Annotated in this window: 24 protein-coding genes; 23 read left to right on the forward strand and 1 reads right to left on the reverse strand. The window is 60.2% G+C overall.

Annotated features, from left to right (window positions below; translation table 11 throughout):
* Positions 1-67 precede the first annotated feature (67 nt).
* From trpE to M516_RS23470, 23 genes are all read left to right on the forward strand, one after another.
* Positions 68-1,585 carry an anthranilate synthase component I gene (gene trpE, locus M516_RS0113550; RefSeq protein WP_029099611.1) on the forward strand — a complete coding sequence of 506 codons (1,518 nt, stop codon included), beginning with the start codon at positions 68-70 and terminating at the stop codon, positions 1,583-1,585.
* Positions 1,579-2,604 (forward strand): anthranilate phosphoribosyltransferase, encoded by a 1,026-nt coding sequence (gene trpD / locus M516_RS0113555; protein ID WP_029099612.1) that lies wholly within the window; start codon positions 1,579-1,581, stop codon positions 2,602-2,604. Before trpE ends, trpD begins: the two co-directional genes overlap by 7 nt.
* Positions 2,594-3,403, forward strand: coding sequence for an indole-3-glycerol phosphate synthase TrpC (trpC, locus tag M516_RS0113560; protein ID WP_029099613.1), 810 nt, complete (start codon positions 2,594-2,596; stop codon positions 3,401-3,403). Before trpD ends, trpC begins: the two co-directional genes overlap by 11 nt.
* A complete protein-coding gene (locus M516_RS0113565; protein WP_029099614.1) occupies positions 3,400-4,068 on the forward strand; it encodes a phosphoribosylanthranilate isomerase in 669 nt (222 codons plus the stop codon). The genes trpC and M516_RS0113565 overlap by 4 nt, the downstream gene beginning before the upstream one ends.
* Positions 4,031-5,263, forward strand: a complete 1,233-nt coding sequence (gene trpB / locus M516_RS0113570; RefSeq protein WP_029099615.1) for a tryptophan synthase subunit beta — start codon at positions 4,031-4,033, stop codon at positions 5,261-5,263. Before M516_RS0113565 ends, trpB begins: the two co-directional genes overlap by 38 nt.
* On the forward strand, positions 5,260-6,078 hold the full coding sequence (gene trpA, locus M516_RS0113575; RefSeq protein WP_029099616.1) for a tryptophan synthase subunit alpha: 819 nt from the start codon (positions 5,260-5,262) through the stop codon (positions 6,076-6,078). Before trpB ends, trpA begins: the two co-directional genes overlap by 4 nt.
* Positions 6,079-6,112: 34 nt before the next feature.
* Positions 6,113-7,207 carry a histidinol-phosphate transaminase gene (gene hisC / locus M516_RS0113580; RefSeq protein WP_029099617.1) on the forward strand — a complete coding sequence of 365 codons (1,095 nt, stop codon included), beginning with the start codon at positions 6,113-6,115 and terminating at the stop codon, positions 7,205-7,207.
* A gap of 67 nt (positions 7,208-7,274) precedes the next feature.
* On the forward strand, positions 7,275-8,375 hold the full coding sequence (locus M516_RS0113585; RefSeq protein WP_029099618.1) for a prephenate dehydrogenase: 1,101 nt from the start codon (positions 7,275-7,277) through the stop codon (positions 8,373-8,375).
* 103 nt (positions 8,376-8,478) lie between these two features.
* The gene (gene aroA, locus M516_RS0113590) at positions 8,479-9,762 is read left to right on the forward strand and encodes a 3-phosphoshikimate 1-carboxyvinyltransferase (protein ID WP_029099619.1); all 1,284 of its coding nucleotides are present in this window, start codon (positions 8,479-8,481) and stop codon (positions 9,760-9,762) included.
* Positions 9,763-10,072: 310 nt separating this feature from the next.
* Positions 10,073-11,194, forward strand: coding sequence for an amidohydrolase family protein (locus tag M516_RS0113595; RefSeq protein WP_029099620.1), 1,122 nt, complete (start codon positions 10,073-10,075; stop codon positions 11,192-11,194).
* A 150-nt stretch (positions 11,195-11,344) separates the two neighbouring features.
* Positions 11,345-11,935 carry an RNA polymerase sigma factor gene (locus tag M516_RS0113600; protein ID WP_029099621.1) on the forward strand — a complete coding sequence of 197 codons (591 nt, stop codon included), beginning with the start codon at positions 11,345-11,347 and terminating at the stop codon, positions 11,933-11,935.
* A complete protein-coding gene (locus M516_RS0113605; protein WP_051188216.1) occupies positions 11,932-12,579 on the forward strand; it encodes a zf-HC2 domain-containing protein in 648 nt (215 codons plus the stop codon). The genes M516_RS0113600 and M516_RS0113605 overlap by 4 nt, the downstream gene beginning before the upstream one ends.
* 106 nt (positions 12,580-12,685) lie before the next feature.
* The gene (locus M516_RS0113610; RefSeq protein ID WP_029099623.1) at positions 12,686-13,624 is read left to right on the forward strand and encodes a tetratricopeptide repeat protein; all 939 of its coding nucleotides are present in this window, start codon (positions 12,686-12,688) and stop codon (positions 13,622-13,624) included.
* 105 nt (positions 13,625-13,729) lie between these two features.
* Positions 13,730-14,842: a hypothetical protein gene (locus M516_RS0113615; protein ID WP_029099624.1), complete on the forward strand. Its 1,113-nt coding sequence runs from the start codon at positions 13,730-13,732 to the stop codon at positions 14,840-14,842.
* Between the two features lie 10 nt (positions 14,843-14,852).
* Positions 14,853-15,068, forward strand: coding sequence for an IDEAL domain-containing protein (locus tag M516_RS0113620; RefSeq protein WP_029099625.1), 216 nt, complete (start codon positions 14,853-14,855; stop codon positions 15,066-15,068).
* 85 nt (positions 15,069-15,153) lie between these two features.
* Entirely contained in the window at positions 15,154-15,576 is a 423-nt protein-coding gene (locus M516_RS0113625) for a DUF2487 family protein (RefSeq protein ID WP_029099626.1), read from the forward strand.
* Between the two features lie 218 nt (positions 15,577-15,794).
* On the forward strand, positions 15,795-16,313 hold the full coding sequence (locus M516_RS0113630) for a Rieske (2Fe-2S) protein (RefSeq protein ID WP_029099627.1): 519 nt from the start codon (positions 15,795-15,797) through the stop codon (positions 16,311-16,313).
* A 1-nt stretch (position 16,314) separates the two neighbouring features.
* Positions 16,315-16,986, forward strand: coding sequence for a menaquinol-cytochrome c reductase cytochrome b subunit (gene qcrB / locus M516_RS0113635; protein ID WP_029099628.1), 672 nt, complete (start codon positions 16,315-16,317; stop codon positions 16,984-16,986).
* Between the two features lie 29 nt (positions 16,987-17,015).
* Positions 17,016-17,810: a c-type cytochrome gene (locus M516_RS0113640; protein WP_029099629.1), complete on the forward strand. Its 795-nt coding sequence runs from the start codon at positions 17,016-17,018 to the stop codon at positions 17,808-17,810.
* Positions 17,811-17,884: 74 nt separating this feature from the next.
* Positions 17,885-18,484, forward strand: a complete 600-nt coding sequence (locus M516_RS0113645; protein WP_029099630.1) for a DUF1405 domain-containing protein — start codon at positions 17,885-17,887, stop codon at positions 18,482-18,484.
* Between the two features lie 49 nt (positions 18,485-18,533).
* On the forward strand, positions 18,534-19,343 hold the full coding sequence (locus M516_RS0113650; RefSeq protein ID WP_029099631.1) for a sporulation protein YpjB: 810 nt from the start codon (positions 18,534-18,536) through the stop codon (positions 19,341-19,343).
* Positions 19,344-19,676: 333 nt separating this feature from the next.
* Complete coding sequence (locus tag M516_RS23465) at positions 19,677-21,212, forward strand: FMN-binding glutamate synthase family protein (protein WP_081656538.1); 1,536 nt, start codon at positions 19,677-19,679, stop codon at positions 21,210-21,212.
* 45 nt (positions 21,213-21,257) lie between these two features.
* On the forward strand, positions 21,258-21,938 hold the full coding sequence (locus M516_RS23470) for a YqjF family protein (protein ID WP_051188217.1): 681 nt from the start codon (positions 21,258-21,260) through the stop codon (positions 21,936-21,938).
* Positions 21,939-22,145: 207 nt separating this feature from the next.
* On the opposite strand, the gene M516_RS0113665 is transcribed toward M516_RS23470, so the two are convergent.
* Positions 22,146-23,003, reverse strand: a complete 858-nt coding sequence (locus M516_RS0113665; RefSeq protein ID WP_029099632.1) for a YitT family protein — start codon at positions 23,001-23,003, stop codon at positions 22,146-22,148.
* Between the last annotated feature and the right edge of the window lie 190 nt (positions 23,004-23,193).

The following is a 23,193-nucleotide window of genomic DNA, read 5'->3' on the forward strand; positions in this document are numbered from 1 at the left end:
CGGGTGCCGCGCCTGGAGCGGTTTTCCACGCGTGTAGGGCGCCCCGCGACGAGAGGTGAGAGAAGAGATGTATTCCCCTACCCTGGCCGAGGTCCAGTCCCTTTCGGCCGACTATTCCCTGATTCCCGTACGCATGACCCTGCTGGCAGATGAGGAGACGCCGATCCGAATCTACCAGAAAATTCGCACGCGCGATTCGTTTCTCCTGGAGAGCGTGGAAGGCGGAACGCGCTGGGCCCGATACTCGTTCATCGGAATGAATCCGTTTCAAACCGTGGAGGCGCGCGGGAAGCAGATCACCGTCCGCCGCCGCGGCGGGGAGACGCTGACGTTCTGCGGCAATCCCGTTCACTTTTTACGCGAAGAGACGGCCCGCTTCACCAGTCCCAAACTGCAGGGGGCGCCCCGATTGTGCGGCGGTGCCGTGGGATTCTTCGGTTACAACACCCTCCATTACTTCGAAAATCTGCCGTACCACCGGCAGGAAAGCCTGGATGTGCCGGACATGCGCTTTTGGTTTGTCGATGAGCTGATCGCGTTTGACCATCTCAAGCAGGAGATCCAGGTGATGGTGAATCTGCACGTCGACGCAGCCGATTCGCCGGAGTCGATCGCCCGCAAGTACGAACAGGTCTGCAGCCGGCTGGAGCAGCTTGCCGCGCAGGTGACCGCTCCGGCCGAGACGGACGGCAGCCGGATTCCTGTCGGCGCCGGCGCACAAGGCGGGCTGAAACTCGAGCCCAACATGAGCCGGGAGCAGTACGAACGGATGGTGGAACGGGCCAAGTCGTACATCGCGGCCGGCGACATCTTTCAAGTGGTGCTCTCCCAGCGTTTCCGCGTGCGCACGGACGTCGACCCGTTTGCCGTCTACCGGCTGCTGCGCACACTGAACCCTTCGCCGTACATGTACTACCTGCAGTACGACGGCGAGACGGTCGTCGGAACGTCGCCCGAGCTGCTGGTTCGGGTCGAGAACAATCGGGTGGAAATGCGGCCGATCGCCGGCACACGCAGGCGAGGGCGCACGGCGGAAGAAGACGAGGCCCTGGCCGCCGACCTCCTGGCCGATCCCAAGGAGCGGGCGGAGCACTACATGCTGCTTGACCTGGGGCGCAACGACGTGGGACGCGTCGCCCGGTACGGCAGCGTCCGCGTGGAGGAAGCGCTGGTGATCGAGCATTACTCCCACGTCATGCACATGGTCTCCCATGTGACGGGAGAGCTGCGCGAAGGGCTGGATCCGTTCGACGCGCTGCTCTCCGCCTTCCCGGCGGGAACGGTGTCCGGCGCGCCCAAGCTGAGAGCGATGGAAATCATCGCCGAGCTGGAGCCGGACGCGCGCCATCTGTACGCCGGGGCGATTGGGTATTTCGGCTTTGACGGGACGCTGGAGACCTGCATTACGATCCGCACCCTCCTGTTCCAGAACGGATACGCCTACGTGCAGGCGGGCGCCGGCATCGTCGCCGACTCTGTCCCGGCCAACGAGTATCAGGAAACGGTGAACAAAGCGGCAGCCATGCTCTCCGCTCTGGAGAAGGCGGAGCAGTTGTTTGCCCCAAAGGAGGAACAGCCATGCTGACAACAGCGTTGGAACACATATTGCGCGGACGTGATCTGGACCGTCTGACCGCCCGCCAGGCGATGGGCGAAATCATGGACGGCAGGGCCACCCCCGCCCAGATCGGCGCCTTTCTCGCCGGACTGCGGCTGAAGGGGGAACAGGTGGAGGAGATTATCGGCTTCGTTCAGGCGATGCGGGAGCGGGCGGTCCGGTTCCCGCTGGAACTGCCGGGCCTGGTGGACACGTGCGGCACGGGCGGGGACGGCGCCCAGACGTTCAACATCTCCACCGCAGCCGCCATCGTGGCGGCCAGCGACGGCGTCTGCATCGCGAAACACGGCAACCGGGCGGTCTCCAGCAAGAGCGGCAGCGCGGACGTGCTGGAGGCGCTGGGCATTCCGATCACGCTGACGCCGGAAGCGGCGGCCGACTGCCTGCGGGTGACCAACCTGTGCTTCCTGTTCGCGCCGCTCTACCATCAGGCGATGAAGCACGCGGCCGGCCCGCGCAAGGAACTGGCGGTGCGGACCGTGTTCAACCTGTTGGGACCGCTGACCAATCCGGCGGGGGCCAAGCGGCAGCTCCTGGGCGTGTACGACGGGCAGCTTCTCCCCGCCGTGGCGGCAGTCCTGCGCGAACTGGACGTGGAACGGGCCCTGGTGGTGGCCGGGGCTGACGGCCTTGACGAATTGACCGTGACGGGGCCGAGCCGCATCGCCGAGCTGCGCGACGGCGTGATCCGCACGTACGAGATCGAGCCGGAACAGTTCGGCTTGAGGCGGTATCCGATGGAGGAACTGCGCGGCGGCGACGCGTATGAAAACGCGACAATCATCCGCGAAGTGTTCGCCGGCAAGCGGGGAGCCGCCCGCGACATCGTCCTGCTTAACGCGGGCGCCATCCTGTACCTGGCGGATCGCACAATCAGCATAGAGGCAGGCGTGATCCGCGCCGCGGAGCTGATCGACGACGGCGCGGTCCTGCGCAAACTTGAACAAATCCGGCAGGTGGCGGGAGGGATGATTCATGCTTCGTAAGATCGTCGACGCCAAAAGGGAAGAAGTGGCCCGGCTGCACGCTTCCACGACCCTGCAGACGCTGCTGGATGAGGCGAAACGCATGCCCGCACCGCGCGGTTTTCGCTCGGCGCTGGCGGAAAGCGCACGCCCCGTCAGCGTCATCGCGGAAGTAAAAAAGGCTTCGCCGTCCAAAGGCGTGATCCGTCCTGACTTTGACCCGGAGGGGATCGCAAGGGCCTACGCGGCGGCCGGTGCGGAGTGCATCTCCGTTCTGACGGACGAACCGTTTTTTCAAGGAAAGACCGAGTATCTGCGGAACATCCGCGCGGCGGTCGACCAGCCCCTGCTGCGCAAGGATTTTCTCATCGACGAATGGCAAATCGCCGAAGCCAGGGCGTGCGGCGCCGACTGCATCCTGCTCATCGCCGCGATTCTGGAGGGGGAGCAGCTTCGTGAGCTGTCGCAGACGGCGGAAGCGCTCGGCATGGACGTGTTGATCGAAGTGCACGACAGGCGTGAGCTGGAGATGGTGTTCCGCCATGTGACACCGGCGCTGATCGGCATCAACAACCGCGACCTGCGGACGTTTCGGACAGACCTGGCGGTGACCCGCGATGTGGCGGCGGAGATTCCGCCCGGTGTCCTCATCGTCAGCGAAAGCGGCATTTCTTCCCCGGCGGACGTGGAGCGCGTGCGGCAGGCGGGCGCGCGGGCGATTTTGGTCGGGGAACACTTCATGCGGCACGAGGATGTGGCCGAAGCCGTGATCCGGCTGGTGGGAGAGCGGGAAGGCGCCAGCCCGCAGGTGCGGTCGTGACACGGATCAAGATTTGCGGCGTCAAGCGGGCGGAAACCCTCCGCCTGCTGGCCCGGCTGGATGTTGACTACGTGGGACTGGTCTTTGCCGAAAGCAGGCGGCGGGTGGATGCGCAGACGGCAGGGGCGCTGCTCGCGTCCGTACCGGATCATCCGCCGGCGGTCGGGGTGTTTGTCAACCCGACGGAAGCGGAGTTGGAGCACGTGCTGGCCCATGTGCCCCTTGCCGTGATTCAACTGCACGGGCAGGAATCGCCCGCCTTTTGCGAAAGCGTGCGGCAGCGGTTTTCCCTGCCGGTCTGGAAGGCGCTGGCGGTCGGGAGCGGCGAGCCGCTGGTGAATGTCGTAAACGCGTACCGGGGAGCAGCCGACGCGTTTCTGTTTGACACCTACGATCCCCGGCAGGCGGGCGGCACGGGCAAACGCTTTTCCTGGGAGCAGATTCCCCTGCTGCGGGAGTGGACGGCTCCCGCCCCCTGCATCATCGCAGGCGGCATCAACGCGGACAACGTGGCCGAGCTGGTGGGCGGATTCCGGCCCGCGATCATCGACGTGTCCAGCGGCGTGGAGAGCGACGGAGAAAAAGATGCGGAGAAAATCAGGCAATTCGTGGAGAGGGTGAGGGAACATGACCGTATCGCAGAAGGAAACGCGTACCGTGCCTGACGAACACGGACGCTTTGGACCATTTGGCGGCAAGTTTGTGCCGGAGACGCTGATGAGCGCCCTGGCGGAATTGGAACAGGCGTTTGCGGAAGCACGGCGCGATCCGTCGTTTCGCGCCGAGCTGGGGCAGCTGCTGCGCGAATACGCTGGACGGCCGACGCCTCTGACCTACGCCGACAAACTGACGGAAGCGCTGGGAGGCGCGCGCATCTACCTGAAGCGGGAGGACCTCAACCACACCGGGGCCCACAAGCTGAACAACGCGCTGGGGCAGGGACTCCTGGCCAAGCGGATGGGCAAGACGTCCATCATCGCCGAGACCGGGGCGGGGCAGCACGGTGTGGCCAGCGCCACGGTAGCGGCCAAACTGGGGCTGTCCTGCAAGGTGTTCATGGGCGAAGAGGACATCAAGCGGCAGGCGCTGAACGTGTTTCGCATGAAGCTGCTCGGAGCGGAGGTGATCCCCGCCGTCTCCGGTTCCCGCACGCTGAAAGACGCGACCAACGAAGCGATCCGCTACTGGGTCTCCCATGTGGATGAGACGTTTTACGTGATCGGCTCGGTCGTGGGCCCCCATCCGTATCCCTACATGGTGCGGGAGTTCCAGAAAATCATCGGCGAAGAAACGCGCAGCCAGATCCTGGAGCAGGTGGGCCGCCTTCCCGATGAAGTGATCGCCTGCGTGGGCGGAGGCAGCAACGCGATCGGCATGTTTTACCCGTTCCTGCAGGACGAGACCGTTGCCCTGCGCGGCGTGGAGGCGGCCGGACAGGGCGTGGATACCGACAAGCACGCGGCGACGCTTTCCCTCGGACGGCCCGGCGTGATTCACGGCGCGATGACGTATCTCTTGCAGGATCAGTACGGGCAGGTGCAGGAAGCGCACTCCATCTCGGCCGGGCTGGATTACCCGGGCGTGGGACCCGAGCATGCCTACCTGAAGGAAACCGGACGGGTGCAGTACACCTCCGTCACGGACCGGGAGGCGCTGGAGGCGGTTCAACTGCTCTGCCGGACGGAGGGGATCATCCCGGCATTGGAGAGCGCCCACGCCGTGGCCGAGGCGGTCAAACGGGCGCCGCAGATGGGAGCGGATCAAGTCCTGGTCATCTGTCTGTCGGGCCGTGGAGACAAAGACGTGGCGACGATCCAGGCCGCGCTGGACGACGAACGGAGAGGGGGAGACGCACAATGACAGCGTTTGCGAATCGAATCGACCGGCTGTTTGCCGACCGCAGCCGCAAGCGTTTCATCCCGTTCATCACGGTTGGCGACCCTCACCTCGACGCGACGTTTCAGATTGCCCACGCGCTGGTGGAAGCGGGAGCCGACCTGCTGGAGCTGGGGATTCCCTATTCGGACCCGCTGGCGGATGGCCCTACCATTCAGCGCGCCTCCCAACGGGCGCTGGCCAACGGCGTGACCATCGACGACGCCCTGGAACTGGTCGCCAGCCTGCGAGCATCGGGGATGCAGGTGCCGATCGTGCTTTTCTCCTACTACAATCCGGTGCTGCAGTACGGCGTGGAGCGCTTTTTTACCGCGCTGGCGGAAAAAGGCGCGGACGGCATCGTCATTCCCGACCTGCCGGTGGAGGAAAACGGGCCGGCGGTAGCGGCTGCCCAAGCGCACGGGGTGCACGTCATCTCCCTGGTGGCCCCCACATCGGAATCCCGCATCCGGACGATTGGCGCGCAGGCGAGCGGATTCCTGTACTGCGTGTCGTCGCTCGGCGTGACCGGCGCCCGCGCAAGCCTGCGTGAAGATCTCGCCCAGTTTTTGCAGCGGGTCAAGGCGAGCACCTCCGCGCCGACCGCAGTCGGGTTCGGGATCTCTACGCCGGAGCAGGTGCGGGCGGTGGCACAGCACACGGATGGGGTAATCGTCGGCAGCGCGATCGTGCAGGAGATGGAGCGGCACCTGGAGCTGCTGTCCGATCCCGAACAGATGGCGCAGGGTGTCACAAAAATAAAAACGTTTGTACAACAGTTGGCCGGTGCGCTACAATAAGGGGAAAACGTGACTTGACTGGAGTGAGACGCAGATGCTACCGAAGCAGCGCATTCTCGGCGCCCCGGTGTACCAGCCCGGGAAGCCGATCGACGATGTGAAACGAGAATTCGGCCTGACGGAAGTGATCAAGCTGGCGTCCAACGAGAACCCGTTCGGCTGCTCGCCCAAGGCGAAAGAAGCGATTGCCGCCCAACTGGATACGCTGGCCATCTATCCGGACGGCGCCAGTCTGCAGCTTCGTTGGGAGCTGGCCGAGTTTCTCGGCGTCAAGCCGGAGCAGTTGATTTTCGGCAACGGTTCGGACGAAGTGGTGCAGATGATCGCCCGCGCCTATCTGGAGGAGGGCACCAACACCGTGATGGCGACGCCCACCTTTTCGCAGTACCGCGCCAATGCCATCATCGAGGGCGCGGAGCTGATCGAGGTGCCGCTGAAAAACGGCGTGCACGACCTGGAAGCGATGGCGGCCGCGATCAACGGACAGACGCGCGTCGTCTGGGTGTGCAACCCCAACAACCCCTCCGGGACGATCGTTACGCGTGACGAGCTGGAGGCGTTTTTGCAAAAAGTCCCGAAAGACGTCCTGGTGGTGCTGGACGAGGCCTATTACGAGTACGTGGTGGATCCGGCGTATCCGCAAACCGTGCCGATGCTGAAGCACTACCCCAACCTGATCGTCCTGCGCACGTTCTCCAAAATCTACGGCCTGGCGGCGCTCCGCATCGGATACGGCATCGCGTCAGAAGAGATCGTCGGCCACCTCGACCACGTGCGCGAACCGTTCAATACCAGCACGCTGGCTCAGGCAGCCGCCCGCGCCGCGCTGAAGGACCAGGCGTTCGTGGAAGAATGCCGCAAGCGCAACCGGGAAGGCTTGAAGCAGTTGACCGACCGCTTTGACGAGTGGGGACTGTCGTATTTCCCGTCCCAGACCAACTTTGTCCTGGTCGATCTGCAGCAGGACTCCGACGAGGTCTTCCGCAGGCTGCTGGAACAGGGGATCATCGTGCGCTCCGGCCGGGCGCTCGGATTCCCCGGGTATCAGCGGATCACGGTCGGCTCGGCGGAACAAAACGAAAAGGTTCTGCAGGCGCTTGGCAGCATCGTGGCCGGCGCGTTGAAATAACGAAGAAGATGCCGGCGTCCGTCCGGCATCTTTGTCTACACGTATACAGAGAGGATAGACAGTGGAGATGAAAACGACCATCACAGTAATCGGCGTCGGGTTGATCGGCGGTTCGATCGCGCTTGCCCTGCAGGAGGATCCGCACAATCGGATCATCGGCTTCGACGTCCGGCAGGATTATCTGGACAGGGCGATGACGCTCGGCGTCCTTCATGCGGGCACCACCGACCTGCAGGAGGCCGTGCGGGAAGCGGACGTGATTTTTCTCGCCGTGCCGGTGGAACAGATTTACGCCACGCTGGACCGCCTGCGCGATCTGGACCTGAAGCCCGGCGTCATCGTCACGGACGTGGGCAGCACCAAATCGGGCGTCGTCCGGTACGCTGAGGCGCATATCCCGTCCAATGTGACGTTTATCGGCGGCCACCCGATGGCCGGCTCGCACAAGTCGGGCGTGGAAGCGGCTTCGGACCGCCTGTTTGAAAATGCGTACTACGTTCTGACGCCCGCGCCGGGGACACCGGAGGAGCAGGTGGAGCGGCTCGAGAAGCTGCTGGCGCTGACCCGTGCCAAGGTGGTGCGGATGGACCCGGACGAACACGACCAGGTAGTGGGAGCGGTCAGCCATTTTCCGCATATCCTGGCGTCCGCCCTGGTCAATCTGGTGGCCGGGTACGACGATGAAAACCCCTGGCACCACCGGCTGGCGGCCGGAGGGTTTCGCGACATCACCCGCATCGCTTCCAGCAATCCGCGCATGTGGCGGGATGTGCTCCTGAACAACCGCGAGCACTTGCTGAAGATCGCCGATGACTGGACCAAGGCGCTGGACGGCGTAATGACATTGGTCCGCGAGGGAGACGCCGACGGCATCGAGCAGTTTTTCAAGTCGGCGCGTGATTTCCGCGACGGACTGCCGGAGCGGAAAAAAGGGGCGCTGCCGCCGCTGTACGACCTGTACATCGACATTCCCGACCATCCGGGAGAGATCGGCCGGATCACCACCCTGCTTGGCGCCAAGCAGATCAACATCACCAACATTCAAATCAGGGAGACCCGGGAAGACATGCTGGGCGTGCTGCGGATCACCTTCCGCTCCCTGGCGGAACTGGAAAAGGGAGAAGAACTCCTGCGCTATTTCGATTACAATGTATACAGGCGCGAGTAGACCGGCCGTGCCGTCGTACTTTGGGGCGTAGACGCTTTGACGCGCGACTGCAGCCAACTTTTTGCAACGACTGACGTAACAGAGAAAAAAGGGGAGTGGAACCGTGCTTCGCGTACAACCAGCAAAACGGATAGAAGGGACAGTCCGGGTGCCCGGAGACAAGTCGATTTCGCACCGCGCCGTCATGTTTGGCGCGCTGGCGGAGGGAACCACCACGATCGAAGGCTTTCTGCCGGGGGCTGACTGCCTGAGCACGATCGACTGCTTTCGCAGGATGGGCGTGGACATCGAGCAGGAAGGGGATCGCGTGACCGTCCACGGGAAAGGATGGTACGGCCTGCAGGAACCGTCGCAGCACCTGGACGTGGGCAACTCCGGCACGACCATCCGGCTCATGGCGGGGATCTTGGCAACGCAGCCGTTTCACGCCGTCATGGAGGGGGACGAGTCGATCGCCAAGCGGCCGATGCGGCGCGTCATCGGGCCGCTGCGCCAGATGGGGGCCAAAATTGACGGCCGCAAAGACGGCGAGTACACCCCGCTGTCCATTCGCGGCGGCGACCTGCAGGGCATCTCGTACCAGTCGCCGGTTGCCAGTGCCCAGGTGAAATCGGCGATCCTCCTGGCCGGCCTGCAGGCCAAAGGCGTCACCAGCGTGACGGAGCCGCAGCTCTCCCGCGACCATACGGAACGCATGCTGCAGGCGTTTGGCGTGAAGGTGGTCCGCGACGGTCTGACCGTATCCGTCGAGGGCGGCCAAACCTTGAAGGGCAGGGCGATCCGCGTGCCGGGCGACATCTCGTCCGCGGCGTTTCTGATCGCGGCCGTGATGATGGTGCCGGGCAGTTCCCTCTTGATCGAGAATGTGGGCATCAACCCCAGCCGCACGGGGATCATCGATGTGGTCCGCGCCATGGGCGGCCGCATCGAGCTGCAGAACGAACGGGTCGTAAACGAAGAGCCGGTAGCCGACCTGCTCGTCACCCATGCCGAGCTTCGCGGCATCGAGATCGGCGGCGAGATCATTCCGCGTCTGATCGATGAAATCCCCGTCATCGCCGTCATGGCCACGCAGGCCAGCGGCCGTACCGTGATTCGCGACGCCGAGGAGCTGCGCGTAAAAGAGACGGACCGGATCGCCACCGTCGCCAGCCAACTGTCCAGGTTTGGGGCAAAGGTAACGCCCACGCCGGACGGTCTGATCGTGGAGGGGGCGACGCCGCTCACCGGCGCGACGATCGACAGCATGGGCGACCACCGCATCGGCATGGCGATGGCGATCGCCGGTCTGGCGGCGGGGGGCGAAACGGTGATTGAGAATGACGAGGCCATCAACGTCTCCTTCCCTGGCTTTGCCGACATATTGGCGCACATCAGCAAACCGTAAGCAGAACAGAGCAGTAGAAACCCGCCGCGCGCGGGTTTTTTTCATCGCTTTTTCCTTTCTTCCGCCGCATTCCTGCCTGAGACGAAATAAGAATGTTGAAAAAAAGATTTGACAAGCGCTTACATTGCGTTATAATAAGGGTACAGTATGGTTTCTCTCCACTCCTATCCAATATATTTCTGCACGAATAGTGCTACCGCCGTTTGAATGCGCTTACATCAACGGCGGTCTTTTTTGTTCTTTTTTCGCTTTCCGCGCATAAGCTCGTACTGAAACAAGCCGCCAAGTGCGGTCGGGGGAGGGACGAGCCGTGCGGCAGGAAGAGGTCGTGATTCGTGGAGGAAGCGTCGTGACGTCATACGGAATCGTCGAAGCGGACGTCTGGATTTCCGGAGGGAACATTCGCCGGATCGCAAAAGACAGCTTGCCGAAAGAAGCGAAGGGAACGGCCCGTCCCAACGAGATCGACGCGTCCGGGATGTACCTGCTGCCCGGCTTTGTCGCCATGCCGGAACGGCCGCACGGGCGGATCAGGCGGCTGCCCGAGTACCTCGACGCGATCCGCCTGCTCATCCGGCAGGGCTATACCTGTCTGGTGGACACGCTCCAGCCGGAAGCGTGGATGGATCATCCGCAGGTGCGCTATCAGACGGCGATGCACTTCAACAATCTGATCGATTACACGTGGCAGGTGGAACTGCCGGCTTCGCGGCTGAACGGCGAGACGGTGCGCAGGTGGTGCGGCGAGGGATACCGGCTGCTACGGGTCGTCGTGCGCCGGCCCGAAGAACTTTTTCGGATGGATTGGGAAACGATTTCGCCCCTGCTGACGTCATACAAGGTGATGCTGCAGTTGCGGGTGCCGAAGGAAGCGGGACTGAATGGTGAGGAGCGTCTCCGCCTGCATCGGCAGTGGCTCTCTCTGTGCCGCTGCTGGCAGATCCGCACGTGGGTGGATGGAGAGGCGTCGCTTACCTTTGAGGAATTCGATCCGTACTACCATGTCTTCCGTCTCCGCGGCGAGGATTGTGAACGGGCGCTGCGCCATCTCGCCGGCCACTGGTTCCGTTCGCTGCCGGTCATCGCCGCGCTGGACGAGGTGCAGGTCAACCTGCGCCGGAGGGAATGGGACCCGGAATCGCTGCTGTGCCTGCTCGTTCGCGTCGCTTCGACAAACGCCGCCAAGGCCGCAGGTCTGTATCCGCGCAAAGGCTGCATCATTCCCGGGGCTGATGCCGACATTCTTTTCCTGAAAAAGGAACACTGGTTGACAAAATTTGTTCTTTCCACTATTCTCAACCTTAGTGATTTTCTTCTGCCAACATCTGTCATGTCAAAAGGAAAGTGGTTGTACCGCAACCAGTGCTTTGCTTCGACCATAGGAATGGGACGATGCCTCCTCGACATCAAGCCTTATAATTATGTCATATAACCCCAAATCTGGGGGTTTTTTCGTAGAGGATTCCGGCCGCCAGGCGAGGAAAAAGAATCGTCTAGGCAGCGCAACTTTTTACATCCCCGGCAGTCTAATGTAACAAAGGCCGCTGAGGGATCGGAATCGCAATAGGAGGTAATCCTGCACATGACCGATTCCCAGCTTATCCGCGAAATAAAAGAAGGCAACCTGGAATGCTATGCCGAACTGATCCGGCGATACGAAAAAAAGATTCTTGCATTTGTCACCCACTTGCTGCGCCAGGCCCATCTGGAGCACATGGCGGAGGATATCTGTCAGGAGACGTTTTACAAGGCGTATAAAAGCATTCACTCGTTCCGCGATGTAGAAGCGACCTTTTCTACCTGGCTCTACACCATTGCCCGCAATACCGTGCTGAGCGAGCTGCGCAAAAGCCGGAATTCGGACGTATACCTCGAGGATAACCCGCAAGTGCCGCTTGCGTCGTACGAGCGCCTGCCGGAGCAGGTCCTGCTGCGCAACGAACGGGAGCACCTGGTCAGACAGGCCATCAACAACCTGCCGGAAAAGCAGCGCTCGGCCTTGATCCTGAGGGAATACGAGCAGATGGATTACAACGAGATCGCCACCATTCTGGATTTGACGGTGAGTTCGGTGAAATCCCTGTTGTTTCGCGCGCGGCAGAGCATTAGAGCACAGTTGGAAGCCTACATCCTGGACCCTCATTTGGATGAAGCTGAAGGGATGAATCGATGATGAAATGTGAAGAAGTACAGGAATTGATGCCGGATTACGCCGACGGCCTGCTGTCCGAAGTGACGCGCCGGCGGATTGACAACCACTTGACGAGCTGCCGCGCCTGCGACGCCGACTACGCGCTGTGGAAAGACAGCGGCGACTGGATGAAGTCGGACAGGGAGCAGTACCACGCGGTCGCGCCTTCCAAGTCGATCGTCGATGCCGTGATGGCCCGGATTCTTTCGGAAGAGAAGTGGGCGATTCCGATCGGGAGAAAAGTGTTTACCGTGACGGCCCGCATGCGTCGCGTGGGCGCGTGTGCCGCGATTATCCTGCTGATGCTCTGTTCGTTTACGCTGTACGTCAATACGAGCAGTACGGAGCAGGCCAACTCCCTGATGATCGACGGGGAAGTGGTGGCGATGGGGAAAAAGGCGCAGGTCATCACGTCCTCCATGCAGACGGCGGACGGCACCTACGTCGTGGAACCGCAGCCGTTGGTATCTGACGAAAAGCCGCTGGTGAAGGGGACCGCCTCGATCGTCCCGTTCAACGGCGATCATGAGCCGACCGACCCGGCCAAACCCAACTACGGGATCATGCTCAGCGTGTTTGGCATTTTGGTCACCGTCCTCTCCATGAGTTGGCTGACACGGGCATAATGGTATATGATCTTATAGAAGGAACATACGGAAAAAGACCGTCTTCGGACGGTCTTTTGCGGCTCTTTCGCACGACAAGAGCAACCATACATACGAGGTGAGGACGATGACAGACAAATGGCTGTACGTCATAGACGAAGCGATCAAACGGATTGAAAACGACGAGGTGGAACTGGGGCTCAAAGCGCTGCAAAAGGTGCAGGAGCACGGCAAGGATTTGCCGGAGGTAATGATGTACCTGGCGGAAGTGTGGTACCGCCTCGGCCATCTCGAACAGGCCTCCAGCCTGCTCTCCGACATTTTGCGGGAACATCCCGAGCTGGAGGCGCCGCAGCGGCGCGAATGCCAGATGCTGCTGGCGGAAATCGCGCTGGACCTGAGCGATTTTGAGACCGCGCAGCACCTGCTGTACGAATTGAAGGAATCGGGGTTTGAACACATCCGGCTGGACCTGCTGCTGGCCGATCTTTACGCCATGCAGGACCTCGACGAAGTGGCGGTCAAGTACCTGGAACAGGCCCGCCAGAAGGAGCCGGACGATCCCGACATCCTCGCCGCGCTGGGCGACATGTACTTCCGGGTGGGACGCGACGCGGAGGCGCTGAAGCTCCTGGAGCAGGCCGGGGAGGAGAGCCTGCCGCTGCTCATGGCCAAGGGACGCTCGCTCGCCCAAAACGGGCAGTTTGAACAGGCCTATCAGGTGTATCGCCAGGCGCTGGCCCTGGAGCGCTCGGAGGAGGTGCTGTACGGCTGCGCGCTGATGGCGTTTCACCTCGGCAGGCTCGAGGAAGCGGCGGAGCTGGTGGCCAGCCTGCAGGCGATCGACGAGGAATACGTCGCCTCCTATCCGCTTGCGGCTGACATCTACCTCTCGCTCGGCCGGACGGAAAAGGCGATCGATGCGCTGAAGCAATACGTGGCGCTGTCCGGGTTTGACCTGGACCACATTCGCCGCCTGATCGCCCTCTTGACGCAAGCGGGCCGATACGAAGAAGCCAAGGAATACCAAAAGCTGCACGACGAATGGAATGTGGACGACGAATAGCAAACTGCCCTGACAGGAAGCCGCGCTGGCGGCTTCCTGTTTATTTTGCCGCAATTTGGCAAGAATGAAGGGTAAGAAAAACCCTCGCAAAGAAGGGATGCGCAGATGAACTTGGCTGAGATCTTGGTCTACACCGATATCCGGCAGCTCCATCAAATCGCCGATTACTACGGCTGCGAATGCAACCCTCACTCCAAGAATGAACTGATCACGTCGCTTCTCGCCAATTTGCGGTACCGGCAGACCATCGCCCGGGAAGTGGAGCAGCTTTCCCTGGAAGAAGTCCATTTTTTCCTCCTGCTCTTTCTCGACAAGCGCACGGTGCTGTCGCTGGAAGATCTGCTGGCCAAGGCCGGCTTGGCACTGGATGCGCACAAGGAGCGGAAGGCGGAAGAAGCGCGCAAATTTATCGCCGACGCGATGCGGCGCGGCTGGATCTTTCCGGCGAAAAGCAGGACGGCCGGCCAGTACCAGATTCCCCTGGACATGCGGGAACCGTACCTGCAGGCGTGGCTGGACAAATGGCGGGACACCGTCACGGCAGCGGAACCGGCGGCCTACCGCGACGAAGGAACTGCACTCTGCGACGATATCATGCAATTTTTACAATTCCTGCAGCAGGAGCCTGTGCCGCTGACCGCGGACGGCGCCATGTACAAGCGGTACCAGCAGCAGCTGTTTCAGTTTCTGCACGTCAAGGAAGAGCCGCTCCCGCCGCAGAAATGGCGCTTCGGCTACGGGCTTCACTTCGACCTGTACCCGGACCGGTTTTCGCTGCTCTACGACTTCTGCTACTACCAGAAATGGATCGAGGAGTCGCCGGGACGGGTGATGCTGACGGAAGCGGGGGAAGAACGGCTGAAACAGCCGTATGACGATCACCTGCACCACGATCTGATCCGCTTCTGGATGCGGCTGTACAAGCGGGCGGTCCCCAATCTGCCGATGCTGGTCCAACTGATTCCCCTGCTGGGGGCGGGAGGATGGGTCAGCCAGGACGCGCTTTCGGACCGGCTGCTTTCCTGGATCAGGCCGTTTTACTACGATGATGCGGTCAACATTTTGACCAACCGCGTTCTAAAAATGATGGTCCATCTGGGACTGCTCCGGGTCGGGCAGGACGAAAGCGGTCAGTGGCTGTACGCCGGGACGTATGCCAGCCAGACATGGCTTCGCAAATACAATGGCTTTACCGAAACGACTATTCTGCTGAAGTGAGGGATGTATCATGGAGTGGCCAAATTTCTATTCCAATGCGTACGGGACGAACAACCAACTGGTGTCGGGGCTGTTGTCGGAAATGGTGATTGACGAGCAGGTGCGCCTGTACCGCAAGCGCACCCTGTACCAGGAGATCGACGAAGCGCTGGCGATGAAAAACAAGGAGCGGTTCATGCGCCTGACCGACGAACTGCGCGAGATCATGGCCTACGAACAATCGTAATTCCGGGCGGGACATGACGATTGCCTGTCTCCTCCTCTTCGTGGTACGCTAGTTTCCAGATGTTAATGGAAAGAGGAGACGCCTTATGCAGTGGAACGTTCAAGAACTGGAGAATTGGGAGGAGCTGCGGACCTACGTGGATACCGCGCTGCTCCCTCTTTATTTGTACCGGCCGGAGAAGCCGGTGAACGAGCACGTGCAGCGGATGAGTTATCTGGTGCAGGTGGCCGCCTCGATCGAACAGCGTTTGAAGGGCCGGGTGCTGATGTTCCCGATTTGTTACCAGATCGGCGACGAGCCGCTTGCCCAACGGCTGCCGGCCGGGTTTGCCCACTACGTCCTGCTGCAGTTCAGCGGGGAGCGGCTGGATGCGCGCGTGGATGAAGGCAGACTGTTGAGGCTGACAGTGGGGGATGAAGACCTGGATTCCGCGCTCCGCTTTGAGGTGACCGTCGATGTCCTCAGCCGGGAAATTATTCGTCTCTGGCAGCACGGCGACCGTCAATAGACGGAGATATTTCAGGAAATACTATATCAATCAGGGGAGAGTTGCCATATTTGACAAAATGGCAACAATCTCTCAATCAGACGAGGTTGGCGCCGGGCGCGTCCCCCGGATATTCTTGACATCTCTATAGGCGTTAGCTATGATTGGGATTGACCTAGTGTATATGTATGGAAATCGCCATTGTTGCGCTATTCTACAGAGTAAGGAGGGAAAAAGACATGGGCGACAAACGGGAAATTTCCAGACGTACGTTTCTCAACTACGCACTCATGGGAACGGGCGGATTCCTCGCTGCGGGAATGATCACACCAATGATTCGTTTTGCAGTCGACCCCTTGCTGAAAGGCCATGCGGGTACAGATAAAGTGGCTGTCGGCAGCGTGGACGAGTTCGGTCCCGAGCCGAAGCGTGTGGATTTCAAGGTACATACCAAGGACGGTTGGTATGAGTCCGAGTCGACGCTGGCTGCGTGGGTGACCAAGAATGAGAAGGGCGAGATCCTCGCACTGTCCCCGATCTGTAAGCACTTGGGCTGTACAGTGGACTGGAACACGAGCCCGGATCACCCGAACCAGTATTTCTGTCCGTGCCACCTGGGACGTTACGACAAGGAAGGTGCGCACATTCTGGGAACTCCGCCGACAGCATCCCTCGATGAATACGAGACGGAAGTGAAGGACGGCAAGCTCTATCTGGGCAAACTGAAACCAAATCCTCGTCCGGGGGTGAGTGGCTAAGATGTTGCAAAAAATGTATGACTGGGTTGATGAGCGCCTGAACATCACCCCGATGTGGCGCGATTTGGCCGACCACGAAGTGCCAGAGCACGTAAACCCGGCGCACCATTTTTCCGCGTTTGTGTATTGCTTTGGTGGCCTTACGTTCTTTATTACAGTCATCCAAATCCTGTCCGGTATGTTCCTGACCATGTACTATGTACCGGACATTATCAATGCGTATGAATCGGTCAAGTACCTGCAGAACGAAGTGGCATTCGGGGTGATCGTCCGCGGCATGCACCACTGGGGGGCCAGCCTGGTCATCGTGATGATGTTTCTGCACACGCTGCGCGTGTTCTTTACCGGTTCGTACAAAAAACCGCGTGAAATGAACTGGGTAGTGGGCGTGCTGATTTTCTTCGTCATGCTCGGCCTCGGTTTCACCGGTTACCTGCTGCCGTGGGACAACACGGCGTACTTCGCGACCAAGGTAGGTCTGGAGATCGCGAACTCCGTGCCGCTGATCGGTCCGTACGCCAAGACCCTGCTGACCGGCGGCGACATCGTAGGGGCGCAAACCCTGTCCCGCTTCTTTGCGATTCACGTGTTCTTCCTGCCGGGAGCCCTCTTGGGTCTGTTGGGAGCACACTTCATCATGATTCGCGCGCAAGGTATCTCGGGTCCACTATGATGAGTCTTCGATTTTAAGGAGGAAATAGCATGGCGAAACATGACAAAGATGCTACCTTCGTCGGAGACTCCCGGATACCGGCGAAGCGCATTCCGAACATTGCCCCCTCGTACTCCGACTTTCCGGGAAAAACGGAGCCGTTCTGGCCGAACTTCCTGTTGAAAGAGTGGATGGTGGCAGCCGTCTGTCTGGTCGGGTTTCTGGTGCTGACAGTCTCTCACCCGTCGCCGCTGACCGACAAGGCGAACCCGAACGATACGTCGTTCGTTCCGCTGCCGGACTGGTACTTCCTGTTCCTGTATCAGATGCTCAAGTATCCGTGGGCAGCAGGTGACTGGGTAGTCCTGGGCACCGTCATCATTCCGGGTATCGCATTTGGCGCGCTGCTGCTGGCTCCGTGGCTGGATACCGGCAAAGAACGCCGTCCGTCCCGCCGTCCGGTGGCAACCGGTCTGATGATGACTGCGCTGGTATCGATTTTCTACCTGACGTGGGCAGCAGACCATGAGCACTCCCTGAACCACGCGTCCAATCACGGCGGAAGCGGCAGTGGAGGCGGGTCCAACGCGGCCGCTCCGGCGCCGGCTGATCCGAGCTTCAAGGCCGATGCACTGTGGACGGCTCAAACGGGCTGCATGGGCTGCCACGGCAAGAACATGGAAGGCGGCATGGGGCCGAATCTGCAGAAGATCGGCAGCAAGTATGACGCGAACCAGATTGCCGAAATCATCAAGAACGGGAAACCGCCGGCAATGCCGGGCGGCCTGATCAAGGATGAAGCGGAAATCAAGAAATTGGCTGAGTACATGGCAACGTTGAAATAAGCCCATACAAGAAAAGCTGACTGACGTTCGGTCAGCTTTTTCTTTAACGGCGCACATAGCGGGAGACGATGTTCATGAGCTGGTTATGGGAGTGGTTCTGGCAGTCTTTGGGGAAAAGGTGGTTTCTCTGGACCCTGTTCGTCGTCAACTTGCTGGGAACCATCTACGGCTTTGTCTGGTACAGCAATCAACTGGCAGCTACCCCGGGGTACTTGCGGCCGTTTGTTCCGGACAGTCCGACGGGGAGCGGACTATTTACCATCGTGCTGTTTACCTACTTGATGGGACGGCACATCCCGGTGCTGGAAGCTCTGGCCGGCATCACCAATTTTAAATACGGCGTATGGGCGGTAGGCATCATCGTGGCCGGATGGCTCTTGGGTGACGAGGTAAGCGGGACGGATATCATGCTTATGATCTCCCATGCAGGCATGGCGGCCGAATCGGTGCTGTATGCCCGATTTTTCAAGCTGAGCTGGCTGCCGGTGGGAATCGCTGCACTGTGGACGTTGAATAACGATTTCCTCGATTACGTCATGGCCATCCATCCGTGGCTGCCTGCCGTGCTTGATCCGTATGAGGGAATCGTCGGTCTCTGCACGGTTCTGCTCAGCCTGATTTCCATTGCGGTGATCTGGTTCACCAACGTGCGGTTCAGCAGAAACAAGGTCTAATCTTGTCCTCCTTTCCATAGTCTGTACTAGGGGAAGGAGGGTTTTTGCTTTGAAAAAAAACATCCGGTTTCTGCTGTTCTTCCTGATCATCGGGCTGATGCTGGCCTGGCCCATCCATACGTTGATCAACAGGCTTGACCGTCCGGCCGAAGAAAAACAGTTGGCCGCGTTGGATCACATAGCGCAAGAACTGTTAACCCATACGAAAAAAGGGGAGCTGGAGGAGGCGCAGGAGAAGATTCGGCTGCTGGCGGAACGCTTTCCCCAGCAGCGCCTGCCCGTCTCGCTGCGGATCGACAGTCTGAACGCCGTGACGCAGTCAATCCTGGCGGCGAAAAACAGTTTCGCCATGTCCAGCACGAGCGATCAACTGCTGTGGCACGCGACCCGCGTGAGGATCGCCATCGACGCGCTTACCCATGATCATCAGCCGATGTGGCGGAGCTACTACGTTTCCTATGCCACCCAGATGCAAAATCTGATGGAGTCGGCGGTGGAGCGGAATTTTGACCAGTTTCGCCAGCAATTCGACGAAAACACCCGCCTGTATCTGGCGATCAAACCGGCGATGAGCATCCATCTGCGGGAAGAGCAGATCAAGCAGATCGACGCCGCGTACGATCTCATCTCCAAAGAGCTGCGCCGCAGCCAGATCGAGTGGCAGATGGTTCGGAACGCCCTGCGCGATCTGAACGGCACGATGCAGTCCGCGTTCATCGGAAAGGATCAGAGCGCGATCGCCCTGTTGATCCGTCCGGCTTCGCCGTTTCCGATGTTTGTGGCGATTGTCGGAGCGGTGCTGCTGACGCTGGCGTATGTGGCCTGGAAAAAATACCGGGGGCAGATGCACTCTGCCTGACTGTGCGGCGGCGTACCGGAACACATTCGTCCCACGGGAGAACCTTCCGTTCCCCTGCAGGGGCCCTTTACAGACAAAGAGCTTCTACCATGTGCGTAGAAGCTCTCTGTTCATTTTAGGAGAAAGACACGCCAGCAAAAATCGGTATGGTACGGCGGTGGAGGATGACGGATGCGGCTGTATTTGGGCAGCCGGCTCAAAGGGAGATGGCGCGTGTGCCACCAGCGGACGGCCGTCATTTTTTGCTCCCAACCGGGGCTTTCTCACGACAGGCGCATAGGCAGCGCGCAAGATCGAAATAATGAGGGATGAAAAGAGGGCAAGGAGGTTGTCATGACCATCAAGTGGGTTTCCTTTCTCGCCGGGTCGTTTGCCGGGGCATTCCTGGCCATTCTCTGTGCGGGTCTGATCGCCATCGTGTTTGCCCGGCCATTGATCCAATGGGGGATCGGGCGCTTTACGAAACGGCTGATGGCTGACCGTTACCCGGAAAACATCTGGGAGATGGTGTCGGCGCTCACGAGAACAAGCCCCAGGATCGTCGTGGAAAACAGTCTGCGGGCATCCAGCGGCGGCGTAATCGAGCGGCCGTTCGGCAGTCCGCGCAAGTTTCTGGACTTTGACGGCCTGGTTTTTTCTCCCGCTCAGCTTGCCACGCTTCCCGCACCGGAAAATGCTCCCGTCGACATGATGATCACAATCGGCCCGCTTGCCCAACGGCCGCTCATCCTGAACATCCCCCTAATGGCCGGCGCAATGGGCTACGGCATCGGGGTATCCGAGAAAGTAAAAATCGCGATCGCCAAAGGAACGGCAGCGGTCGGAACCGCGACGAACTCGGGCGAAGGCCCTTTGCTGCCCGAAGAGAGGGCACTCGCCGCCCATTACATCCTGCAGTACAATTCCGGGCACTGGTCAAAAGAGCCGGAGACTCTCCGGCAGGCAGACGCGATCGAGATTCATTTCGGTCAAGGTGCGACAGCCGGTGCCGCGAGCAGAATCCCGCCCAAGTATTTGAAGGGAAGGGCTCGTGAACTTCTGCAGGTTCCGGACGGTGAGGGCCTCGTCATCCCTTCCCGTCATTCGGAAATCGTCAAACCGCAGGACCTGAAGCCCCTGGTCGACAGACTGCGCTCCCTAACCTATGGCATCCCCATTGGCGTGAAGATGTGTGCCAGCGGAAAGCTGGAAGCCGACCTGGAAGCGGCAGTTCAGGCCGGGGTGGATTTTATCAGTCTGGACGGCGGACAGGCCGGCACAAAAGGAGGGCCGCCGATTTTGGAAGACGACTTTGGCCTGCCGACGATTTTCGCCTTGTCTCGCGCTGTTCACTATCTGAAAAAGCGGGGAGTAAAAGACCGGATCAGCCTCTTGACAGGTGGAGGATATGCTACGCCCGGCCAATGTTTGAAAGCGCTCGCCTTGGGAGCGGACGCCGTGTACATGGGAACAGCCCTGCTGTGGGCCATGACCCATGATCAGGTAACAAAAGCCATTCCGTGGGAGCCGCCCACGCAGCTTGCCTATTACACGGGCAGCCAAAAGGACGAGTTTCAAATCGAGAAGGCCGCGCTGTCGTTGGAGAATTTTTTTGTTTCGTTTGTGGAAGAGATGAAAATCGCCATTCGCGCGTTGGGAAAAACCTCCTTGAGGGACGTGAACGCGGACGATCTGGTAGCGCTCGACGAATGGACGAGCACGGTAACGAAGGTTCGGCTGGTCAGTCAACCATATGAGATCGTACCCGGCGCATCGTCAGGTGAAGCGGAACCTGACGCCGCTGCGTCGACGCCGGGAAAGGAATCGGCAGAGGAGCGAGGGACAGAACACGAGCGACAAAGTGTTCTGAGTCTGTTCCAAACGTTTTGACACGACAAGTGAGAGGAGGGGGCTGGCATCAAAGGCACGTGGATCATGACGCAGACATGGGACGATCTTCTGTTTGCCCATTGGCCTGTTCCTGCTGAAAGGATTCGGCAGTTTGTTCCTCCTCCTTTGGAAGTGGATACATTCGACGGCATGGCGTGGATTGGCGTCATTCCGTTTGAAATGAGCGAGATCCGGCTCAGGTTTCTGCCGGTCATTCCCTATACGGTTCCGTTTCCGGAAATCAATGTGCGCACGTACGTGATCGCAGGCGGAAAACCGGCGGTATTCTTTTTGACACTGGACGCGTCCAATCCGGTGGCCATCCGTGCCGCCACATGGACGTATCACCTTCCGTACTACCCTGCCGGAATGACAATCAAACGAACGGCTGCGGGCATTGATTTCCAGAGCGAGCGGAAAGGGGGGGCACAGCGGTTCGACGCGATCTACCGGCCCGTTTCCGAACCGTTCACGGCGAGACCGGGCAGCATTGAGCATTGGCTGACCGAGCGCTACCGATTTTGCTGTGTGTGCCGCCGCACGCAGCGGATCTACGGCGGGGACATTTACCATGAGCCATGGCGGCTGCAGGTCGCCCAGGCGGTGATCCGGGAAAACACGATGGCGGACCTGTACGGAGCAGAAATGTCCAAGGCCCCTGTGCACCTGCATTATGCACAGGGCGTGAAAGCGTGGATTTGGCGGTGCAGAAGGATGTTCGGATGACAGATTGTCGCCGGGCTGCAAGCACGGCGGGAACAGGCCGCACGAGCGACACGGTCTTTTGTGCGAAGGGATTGCGACAAAACACATTCAATCGGAGTGAAAAAGCTGGCCACGATCGCGTACCGGAGCCAGCTTGCCGCCTAGTTTTTTCCGTTCCACAATGCTGAAGGTGTACCGGCTCTGTCAGTGGGGACGGCTGTCTTCCAGTCACTCGTGAATGGGCTGCTTGTTTTCGTCCAGCGTAAACCCTTCGCCGAGCACCTCGTGCACGTCATTGACAATCACGAACGCATGGGGATCGATCTCCTGCACGATGCTTTTGTAACGCATCACTTCGTTGCGGCTGACCACGACGTACACGACCTGTTTCTCCTCGCCGGAAAACGCTCCTTTGCCCGCCAGCAGCGTGACGCCGCGACCCAGTTCCAGAATCTGTTTGGCGATCGCGTCGGCGTGATCGGAGATGATGGTGAGCGCCTTTCCGGCGTAGGCGCCGTCCTGAAAAAAGTCAATGACGCGGGCGGCGATGAAGACGGCCACCAGGGTGTACATCGCGCTTTCGAGATTCAAATAGATCAGCGACGCGCCGATCACCAGCATGTCGCCGAAAAACAGCGTGCGGCCCATGCTGATGCCCATGTATTTTTGCAGCACGCGGGCGATGATGTCAACACCTCCCGTGGTGCCCCCGTAGCGGAAAATGATCCCGAGGCCCACCCCGATCGCCACGCCGGCGTACAGCGAGGCGAGCAGCCGGTCGTGCATCGGCAGGGGCAGCACGCCCTCAAACAGGGAGAGAAAGACGGAGAGGGCGACCGTGCCGAGAATGGTGTAGGCAAACGCGGTGCGTCCCAGCACTTTCCACCCGAGCACGAACAGCGGCACGTTCAGGACGAAAAAGACGATCCCCTGGTCGACGCTCGGGATCATCAGCTTGATCAGAATACTGATGCCGGTAATGCCGCCCTCGGCCAGGTTGTTCGGAATGTTGAAGGCGTTGATGCCGAATCCCATGATGGCGGATCCGACGATGATGGCGATGATGCTCTTGAGGCGCAGTTTCATAAGCGTTCTCCCTTCTTGCCGGTGATCCTGCGTCCGAAGGCTTCCTTCCGAGGGAAGCCGGAGGCAGCAGGTCCTCTGTGGGATTCCTCTCGGCGGCAGACACTCGCGCAGTTGGCTGCGGCCGACGCCGTGCGGACCTGCCTGCTTGCCGCATCCGTGCGGACGGATGAAGGCTTGTTGGTAGGTACGA

Origin of the sequence: Brevibacillus thermoruber 423, assembly GCF_000454065.1 — a bacterium.
Lineage (GTDB): Bacteria > Bacillota > Bacilli > Brevibacillales > Brevibacillaceae > Brevibacillus > Brevibacillus thermoruber.

Coding starts and splice junctions, on each gene's coding strand:
- M516_RS0113645 (WP_029099630.1), top strand. CDS start 17,885: ATGAGCTGGTTATGGGAGTGGTTCTGGCAGTCTTTGGGGAAAAGGTGG.
- M516_RS0113630 (WP_029099627.1), top strand. CDS start 15,795: ATGGGCGACAAACGGGAAATTTCCAGACGTACGTTTCTCAACTACGCA.
- M516_RS0113600 (WP_029099621.1), top strand. CDS start 11,345: ATGACCGATTCCCAGCTTATCCGCGAAATAAAAGAAGGCAACCTGGAA.
- M516_RS0113620 (WP_029099625.1), top strand. CDS start 14,853: ATGGAGTGGCCAAATTTCTATTCCAATGCGTACGGGACGAACAACCAA.
- M516_RS0113615 (WP_029099624.1), top strand. CDS start 13,730: ATGAACTTGGCTGAGATCTTGGTCTACACCGATATCCGGCAGCTCCAT.
- trpA (WP_029099616.1), top strand. CDS start 5,260: ATGACAGCGTTTGCGAATCGAATCGACCGGCTGTTTGCCGACCGCAGC.
- trpE (WP_029099611.1), top strand. CDS start 68: ATGTATTCCCCTACCCTGGCCGAGGTCCAGTCCCTTTCGGCCGACTAT.
- M516_RS0113610 (WP_029099623.1), top strand. CDS start 12,686: ATGACAGACAAATGGCTGTACGTCATAGACGAAGCGATCAAACGGATT.
- M516_RS23470 (WP_051188217.1), top strand. CDS start 21,258: ATGACGCAGACATGGGACGATCTTCTGTTTGCCCATTGGCCTGTTCCT.
- hisC (WP_029099617.1), top strand. CDS start 6,113: ATGCTACCGAAGCAGCGCATTCTCGGCGCCCCGGTGTACCAGCCCGGG.
- M516_RS0113625 (WP_029099626.1), top strand. CDS start 15,154: ATGCAGTGGAACGTTCAAGAACTGGAGAATTGGGAGGAGCTGCGGACC.
- M516_RS0113640 (WP_029099629.1), top strand. CDS start 17,016: ATGGCGAAACATGACAAAGATGCTACCTTCGTCGGAGACTCCCGGATA.
- qcrB (WP_029099628.1), top strand. CDS start 16,315: ATGTTGCAAAAAATGTATGACTGGGTTGATGAGCGCCTGAACATCACC.
- M516_RS23465 (WP_081656538.1), top strand. CDS start 19,677: ATGACCATCAAGTGGGTTTCCTTTCTCGCCGGGTCGTTTGCCGGGGCA.
- M516_RS0113665 (WP_029099632.1), bottom strand. CDS start 23,003: ATGAAACTGCGCCTCAAGAGCATCATCGCCATCATCGTCGGATCCGCC.
- trpC (WP_029099613.1), top strand. CDS start 2,594: ATGCTTCGTAAGATCGTCGACGCCAAAAGGGAAGAAGTGGCCCGGCTG.
- M516_RS0113605 (WP_051188216.1), top strand. CDS start 11,932: ATGATGAAATGTGAAGAAGTACAGGAATTGATGCCGGATTACGCCGAC.
- trpB (WP_029099615.1), top strand. CDS start 4,031: ATGACCGTATCGCAGAAGGAAACGCGTACCGTGCCTGACGAACACGGA.
- trpD (WP_029099612.1), top strand. CDS start 1,579: ATGCTGACAACAGCGTTGGAACACATATTGCGCGGACGTGATCTGGAC.
- M516_RS0113585 (WP_029099618.1), top strand. CDS start 7,275: ATGAAAACGACCATCACAGTAATCGGCGTCGGGTTGATCGGCGGTTCG.